The sequence below is a fragment of the Streptomyces sp. NPDC015127 genome (assembly GCF_043080095.1).
In the GTDB taxonomy this organism is placed as follows: Bacteria; Actinomycetota; Actinomycetes; order Streptomycetales; family Streptomycetaceae; genus Streptomyces.
Window position 1 is genome coordinate 1 of record NZ_JBIBVE010000063.1, and the last position, 7,228, is coordinate 7,228.

Sequence of the window (7,228 nt, forward strand, 5' to 3'; positions counted from 1 at the left end):
TGGACGACGGTGTGGTGGACACGCTCACGCCGGAGCGGCTGGATGCGGTGCTCGCGCCGAAGGCGGACGCCGCCTGGCACCTGCACGAGCTGACCCTGGATCAACCCCTGTCGGCCTTCGTGTTGTTCTCCTCGTCGGCAGGTGTGCTCGGCGCGCCAGGACAGGGCAACTACGCGGCGGCCAACGTCTTCCTGGACGCGCTGGCCGCACACCGTCGGGCCATGGGACGCCCTGCCGTCTCGCTGGCCTGGGGCCTGTGGGAGTCCGGCATGGGCGAGCGGCTCGGCGAGGCCGAACTGCGCCGCCTGGGACGCAACGGCTTCCCCGCTCTGTCGACCGAGCAGGGCCTCGATCTGTTCGATGCCGCACTGGCCGCAGAGGAACCGCTGCGCGTCCTGGTCCGGCTGGACCTCCCCGCGCTGCGTGCCCTCGCCGCGTCCACCCCGCTCTCCTCGGTGCTGCACGGCCTGGTCCCGCCGGGGCGCCGTGCGGTGGGAACGCCCACCGCCGAGTCGTCCCGCACACGACTGGAAGGTCTCGCCGCCGAGGAACGCGGACCGGTGCTCCTCGAACTGGTGCGCCGCGAGGTCGCCCAGGTGCTCGGCCACCCGTCGGCGGACTCCGTCGCCGCCGACCAGGCGTTCACGGACCTCGGCTTCGACTCGCTGACCGCGGTGGAGCTGCGGAACCGGTTGAACGTTGTGAGCGGTTTGCGGTTGCCGGCGACGTTGGTCTTCGATCATCCGACGGCGGCCGCGGTGGCGGAATATCTCGATGGTGTCCTGTCGGGTGAGGGTGTGCGTGTGGCGCCGGTTGCGGTGGTGTCGCGTGTGGACGACGAGCCGATCGCGATCGTCGGGATGGCGTGCCGTTTCCCGGGCGGGGTGTCCTCGCCGGAGGAGCTGTGGCGGCTGGTCGAGTCCGGCGGAGATGCGGTCTCCGACTTCCCGGCCAATCGTGGCTGGGACGTCGAACGGCTCTACCACCCGGAGCCCGGCACACCCGAGCGTACGTACTCGCGCTCGGGCGGATTCCTGTACGACGCGGGGGAGTTCGACGCCGGGTTCTTCGGCATCAGTCCCAACGAGGCGCTGGCGATGGATCCGCAGCAGCGGTTGTTGCTGGAGACGTCGTGGGAGGCGTTCGAACGGGCCGGCATCGACCCGGCGCACCTGCGTGGAAGCGCAACGGGCGTGTTCGCGGGCGTGATGTACCACGACTACCAGGACAACAACAACACCGGCTCGATCGCCTCGGGGCGCATCTCCTACAGCTTCGGGTTCGAGGGTCCGGCGGTGACCGTGGACACGGCGTGCTCGTCGTCGTTGGTGGCGTTGCACCTGGCTGCGCAGGCGCTGCGGTCGGGGGAGTGCACGCTGGCGCTGGCCGGTGGCGTGACGGTGATGGCCTCGCCGGAGGTGTTCGTCGAGTTCAGCCGCCAGCGCGGTCTCTCGCCCGACGGCCGGTGCAAGTCCTTCGGCGCAGCAGCGAACGGCACCGGGTTCTCGGAGGGCGCCGGTGTACTGGTCGTGGAGCGGTTGTCGGATGCGCGGCGCAACGGGCATCCGGTGTTGGCGGTGGTGCGGGGTTCGGCGGTGAATCAGGACGGTGCGTCGAACGGGTTGACGGCGCCGAACGGTCCGTCGCAGCAGCGGGTGATTGCCGGCGCGCTCGCGTCGGCGGGGCTGACGTCCGCTGATGTGGATGTGGTGGAGGGGCACGGGACGGGTACGACGTTGGGTGATCCGATCGAGGCGCAGGCGTTGTTGGCGACCTATGGTCAGGGTCGTTCCGAGGGTCGTCCGTTGTGGTTGGGGTCGATCAAGTCGAACATCGGGCATGCGCAGGCTGCGGCGGGTGTGGCGGGGATCATCAAGATGGTGCAGGCGATGCGGCATGGTGTGTTGCCGAGGACGTTGCATGTGGATGAGCCGTCGTCGCAGGTGGACTGGTCTTCGGGTGCGGTGGAGCTGCTGACGGAGGCGCGGGAGTGGCTGCCTGTTGAGGGGCGTCCGCGGCGGGCGGCGGTGTCGTCGTTCGGGCTGAGTGGCACGAACGCGCACGTGGTCCTGGAGGAGGCCGCGCCGGCCGAGGCTGCGGTGGAGTCGGTGGACGATGAGGGTGCGGGGCCGGTGGCGTGGGTGTTGTCGGCGAGGTCGCCGGAGGCGTTGGGGGAGCAGGCGGAGCGGTTGCGGGTGTTCGCGGAGACTGTGCCTGACGGTGAACTGGCTTCGGTGGCTCGTGTGCTGGTGGTGGGTCGTGCGCGGTTCGAGCATCGTGCCGTGGTGGTGGGTGCGGATCGTGCGGCGTTGATGCGTGAGCTGGCCGGGGTGGCGGAAGCCGTTCCTGTGGCCAAGGGCGCGGGTTCGTTGGCGTGTGTGTTTACGGGGCAGGGGTCGCAGCGGTTGGGGATGGGCCGGGAGCTGTATGCCGTGTTCCCGGTGTTCGCGGAGGCGTTCGACGCTGTTGTGGAGCGTCTCGATGGGCACCTGGGTGGGGTGTCGTTGCGGGATGTGGTGTGGGGCCAGGACGCGGGGCTGGTGGAGCGGACGGGGTGGGCGCAGCCTGGTCTGTTCGCCATCGAGGTGGCGTTGTTCCGCCTGCTGGAGTCCCTCGGTGTGCGACCGCATTTCGTGCTGGGGCACTCGGTCGGCGAGGTGGCGGCCGCGCATGTCGCGGGCGTGCTGAGCCTGGAGGACGCATGCCGTCTCGTGGCGGCGCGGGGCCGCCTGATGGAGGTGCTGCCCCCCGGTGGCGTGATGGTCGCGGTGCGGGCCGGCGAGGCGAAGGTCCTGCCGCTGCTGAACGAACACGTGGGCCTCGCGGCCGTCAACGGCCCCGATTCCGTGGTGATCTCGGGCGCCGAGGACGCCGTAAACCAGGTCGCGCAGCAGTTGGAGGCCCAAGGCCACCGCACCCGCCGGCTCGCGGTCAGTCATGCGTTCCATTCGCCGTTGATGGAGCCGATGCTGGCCGAGTTCACGGCCGTCGCCGAGGACCTCTCGTACGCACGGCCGCAGATCCCGTTCGTGTCCACATTGACCGGCGGCCCGGTGAGTGAGGAGATCGCCGATCCGGGTTACTGGGTGCGGCACGTGCGTGAGCCGGTCCGTTTCGCCGACGGCATCACCGAACTGGCCGCCCAGGGTGTGGGCGTGTTCCTGGAGGTGGGCCCCGACGCGGTGCTCTCGACCATGGCCGAGGACTGCCTGTCCGATGACACCGACGCAGTCCTGGTCCCCGCCCAGCGCCGGGACCGCAGCGAATCCCACACCCTGCTGACCGCCCTCGGCAGGCTCCACACCCACGGCCTCGACATCGACTGGACCGCCACCCTCGCCGGACGCCGCACCCGGCACATCGACCTGCCCACCTACCCCTTCCAACGGCAGGTGTACTGGAACCGGTCCGATGCGCACAACGGAGACCCCGAGTCCATGGGCATGAGCACGGCCAGGCATCCTTTGCTCGGCGCGGCCGTGACCGTGGCGGGCTCGGACACCGTGGTGTCCACCGGCCGCCTGTCGGTGCACACCCACCCGTGGCTGGCCGATCACGTGGTCGGCGGCTCCACACTGTTCCCCGGCACCGGTTTCGTGGAACTGGCCCTGACTGCTGCCGAGCAGGCGGGCTGCGATGTGCTCGACGAGTTGGTGCTGGAAGCGCCGTTGGTCATTCCGGAGCACGGCGGCGTCGCTGTCCAGGTCGTCGTGGGCGCTCCCGACGACTCCGGCGTTCGCCCGGTCGGCGTCCACTCCCGGATCGGGGACGCCCCCGATCAGCCCTGGATCCGCAACGCCGTGGGCACCGTACGGCCGGTCGGGGATTCCGGCCCCGCGCCCGACGTGACCGAGTGGCCGCCGCCCGCCGCCGAGCCGGTCGACCTCACCGGCCGCTACGAGGCCCTGGCAGACGGCGGGCTGGCGTACGGTGCCGCCTTCCAGGGCCTGACCGCCGCCTGGCGGTGCGGCGAGGAGCTGTTCGCCGAGGTCGCCCTGCCTGTCGCGGCCCTCCCCGGTGACGATTTCCGCCTGCACCCGGCCCTGTTCGACGCGTGCCTCCAGGCGATCGGGCTGCGTGCCGGCGAACCCGCGTCGCTCCGGCTCCCGTTCGCCTGGACCGGAGTGTCGGTGCTCACGCCGTCCGTCACCCGGCTGAGGGTGCGGATATCCCCGGCGGCCGGGGGCACGGTCGCCCTGGCGATCAGCGACAGTACGGGTCTGCCGGTCGCCTCCGTCGAGTCGCTGGCCCTGCGCGAGACGAGTGCGGCCGAACTCGCGGCCGCGCGTATCGGCCGCCAGGACTCGCTGTTCGAGCTGTCCTGGGTGGACGCACCCGCCGCACCCGCACAGACAGCCGTGCCCACCGCGTACGTGACGCCGGTGACGTGGGTGCACTGGGACACGGTGGGCGCGGACGACACCGTGCCCGAGGTGGTCGTCCTGGCGACGGAGCGGGGATCCGACGCCGGGGCCGTACGACGCGAGGTCCATCGGGTCCTGGAGGTCCTGCGGACCTGGCTGGCCGACGACCGGTTCGCCCGGTCGACGCTGATGGTCGTCACCGACGGCGCGGTCGCCGTCGGCGAGGTCACCGACCTCGCCGGCGCCGCCGTCTGGGGCATGGTCCGGTCGGCGCAGTCGGAGAATCCGGGGCGTATCGTCCTGGCGGACCTCGACGACCCGGACGGGATCGAGTCGGCGCTGGCCACCGGGGAACCCCAGGTCGCGGTCCGGGACGGTGTCGTGCGGGTGGCGCGGCTCACCAGGGTCACCGCTCGGCCCGACGACGATCGGGCGCCGCTCGACCCCGACGGCACGGTGCTGCTCACCGGAGCGACGGGCATGCTCGGCAGGCTCCTCGCACGGCACCTGGTCACCACGCACGGCGCCCGTCGCCTGCTGTTGCTGGGCCGGCGCGGGCCGGCTGCCGAAGGCAGCGCGGAACTTGTCGCCGAGTTGGCCGCGCTCGGCGCGCACGCCGAGATGGTGGCGTGCGATGTCGCCGACCGGGCCGCGCTGGCCGGCGTCCTGGCGGCGGTGCCCGACGCGCATCCGCTGACGGCGGTCGTGCACGCGGCCGGTGTGCTCGACGACGGGGTGATCGGGTCGCTGACGCCGGAACGGATCGACACCGTGTTCCGCCCCAAGGTCGACGCCGCGCTGAACCTCCACGAGCTGACCGTCACGGCCAAGCTGTCGATGTTCGTGCTGTTCTCCTCGTCCGCGGGTGTTTTCGGCAACCCGGGCCAGGGCAGCTATGCCGCCGCGAACGCCTTCCTCGACGCCCTCGCCGTCCACCGCCACGGCCTCGGGCTGCCCGCGCACTCGCTGGCCTGGGGGCTGTGGGACAGCGCGGACGGCATGGCGGCCGAACTGGCGGACGGCGACCGGCGCCGGATGAGCCGCACCGGCGTGCGGCCCCTGTCCGAAGAAGACGGTCTGGCGCTCTTCGACACCACCGTCGGCACCGACCTGCCCTCCGTCGTGCCGATCCGGCTCGACCTGAAGTCCCTGGCGGACGAACCCGGCCTGCCACCGCTCTTCGGCGGACTCGTCCGGCGGTCCGCCGTGCGACCGGCCGCCACGGACGCGGCGGAGGTGCTGCTGCGGCGACTGGCAGGACTGCCGGCGGACCGGCAGGAAGCCGAACTGCTCGACGTGGTCCGGATCCACGCGGCCGCGATCCTGGGGCACTCCGGCCCGCAGGACATCCCGGCCGACCGGGCCTTCCAGGACATGGGCTTCGACTCACTGGGCGCGGTGGAGTTCCGCAATCTGATCAACACCGCCACCGGCCTGCGCCTGCCGCCCACCCTGGTCTTCGACCACCCGAACGCGGCGGCGCTCGCCACCGAACTCGCCGCCCGCCTGGCTCCTCGTGCCGATGACGGCAGCGTCGCCGACACCGAGCGGCAGATCCGGGACGTCCTGCACACGATCCCGCTCACGAGGCTGCGAGATGCCGGGCTGCTGGAACGCCTGCTGGAACTCGGCGGCGCCGCCCCGGCGACGCTCGAACCCGTCGGCGGCGACGGTGCCTCGATCGACGACATGGACGCCGATGCCCTGATCAGCATGGCCCTTGGCGAGCGCGACGACTTCGACCCGACCGGAATGAGTGGAGACCTCCGATGACCGGCTCCGACAACAAGCTCGTCGCCGCGTTGCGCAGCTCGCTCAAGGAAGCCGAATTCCTGCGTGCGCAGAACGCGAAGCTCACCGCGGCGGTCTCCGAGCCGATCGCGATCATCGGGATGGGCTGCCGCTACCCGGGCGGGGTGACCACGCCGGACGAGCTCTGGCAGCTGGTCGCCGACGGGGTCGACGCGATCTCGGACTTCCCGGTGAACCGGGGATGGAACATCGACCAGCTCTACGACCCCACCGGCGAACGACCGCACACCACATACGTGCGCCAGGGCGGATTCCTGCACCATGCCGACCGGTTCGACCCCGCGTTCTTCGGCATCAGCCCCAACGAGGCGCTGATCATGGATCCGCAGCAGCGACTGCTGCTGGAGGTCGCCTGGGAGGCGATCGAGCGGGCGGGTATCGACCCGTCGTCCCTGCGCGGCAGCTCGACCGGCGTCTTCGCCGGGATGATGTACCACGACTACGCCGCCAACGCGAGCACCGGTGCGGTCGCCTCCGGCCGTGTGTCCTACGTCCTCGGGTTCGAGGGGCCGGCCGTGACCGTGGACACGGCGTGCTCCTCCTCACTGGTGGCCCTGCACTCGGCCGTTCAGGCGCTGCGGGCGGGGGAGTGCTCGCTCGCGCTCGCCGGGGGTGTGGCCGTGATGGCGACCCCCGAGGCGTTCGTCGAGTTCAGCCGCCAGAAGGGCCTGTCGGCTGACGGCCGGTGCCGTTCCTACGCCGCCTCCGCCGACGGCGCGGCCTGGGGCGAGGGCGCGGGCATGCTCCTGGTGGAGCGGCTGTCGGACGCGCGGCGCAACGGGCATCCGGTGCTGGCGATCGTGCGCGGCTCCGCCGTCAACTCCGACGGCGCCAGCAACGGCTTGTTCGCCCCGCACGGTCCGGCGCAGCAGCGGGTGATCCGCCAGGCGCTGGCCTCGGGGCAGCTGTCCGCGGACGAGATCGACCTGGTCGAGGGGCACGGGACGGGTACGACGCTGGGTGATCCGATCGAGGCGCAGGCGTTGTTGGCGACCTATGGTCAGGGTCGGTCGTCTGATCGCCCGTTGTGGTTGGGGTCGATCAAGTCGAAC

At 71.5% G+C, this 7,228-nt stretch carries 2 protein-coding genes; both read left to right on the forward strand.

The window, feature by feature from the left end; translation table 11 throughout:
- Positions 1–6,137: SDR family NAD(P)-dependent oxidoreductase (locus tag ACF08N_RS37525; protein ID WP_392329193.1), on the forward strand; the 6,137-nt coding region annotated here is incomplete at its 5' end.
- Between the two features lie 29 nt (positions 6,138–6,166).
- Positions 6,167–7,228 (forward strand): beta-ketoacyl synthase N-terminal-like domain-containing protein (locus tag ACF08N_RS37530; protein WP_392329194.1); only part of this gene is annotated, 1,062 nt, incomplete at its 3' end.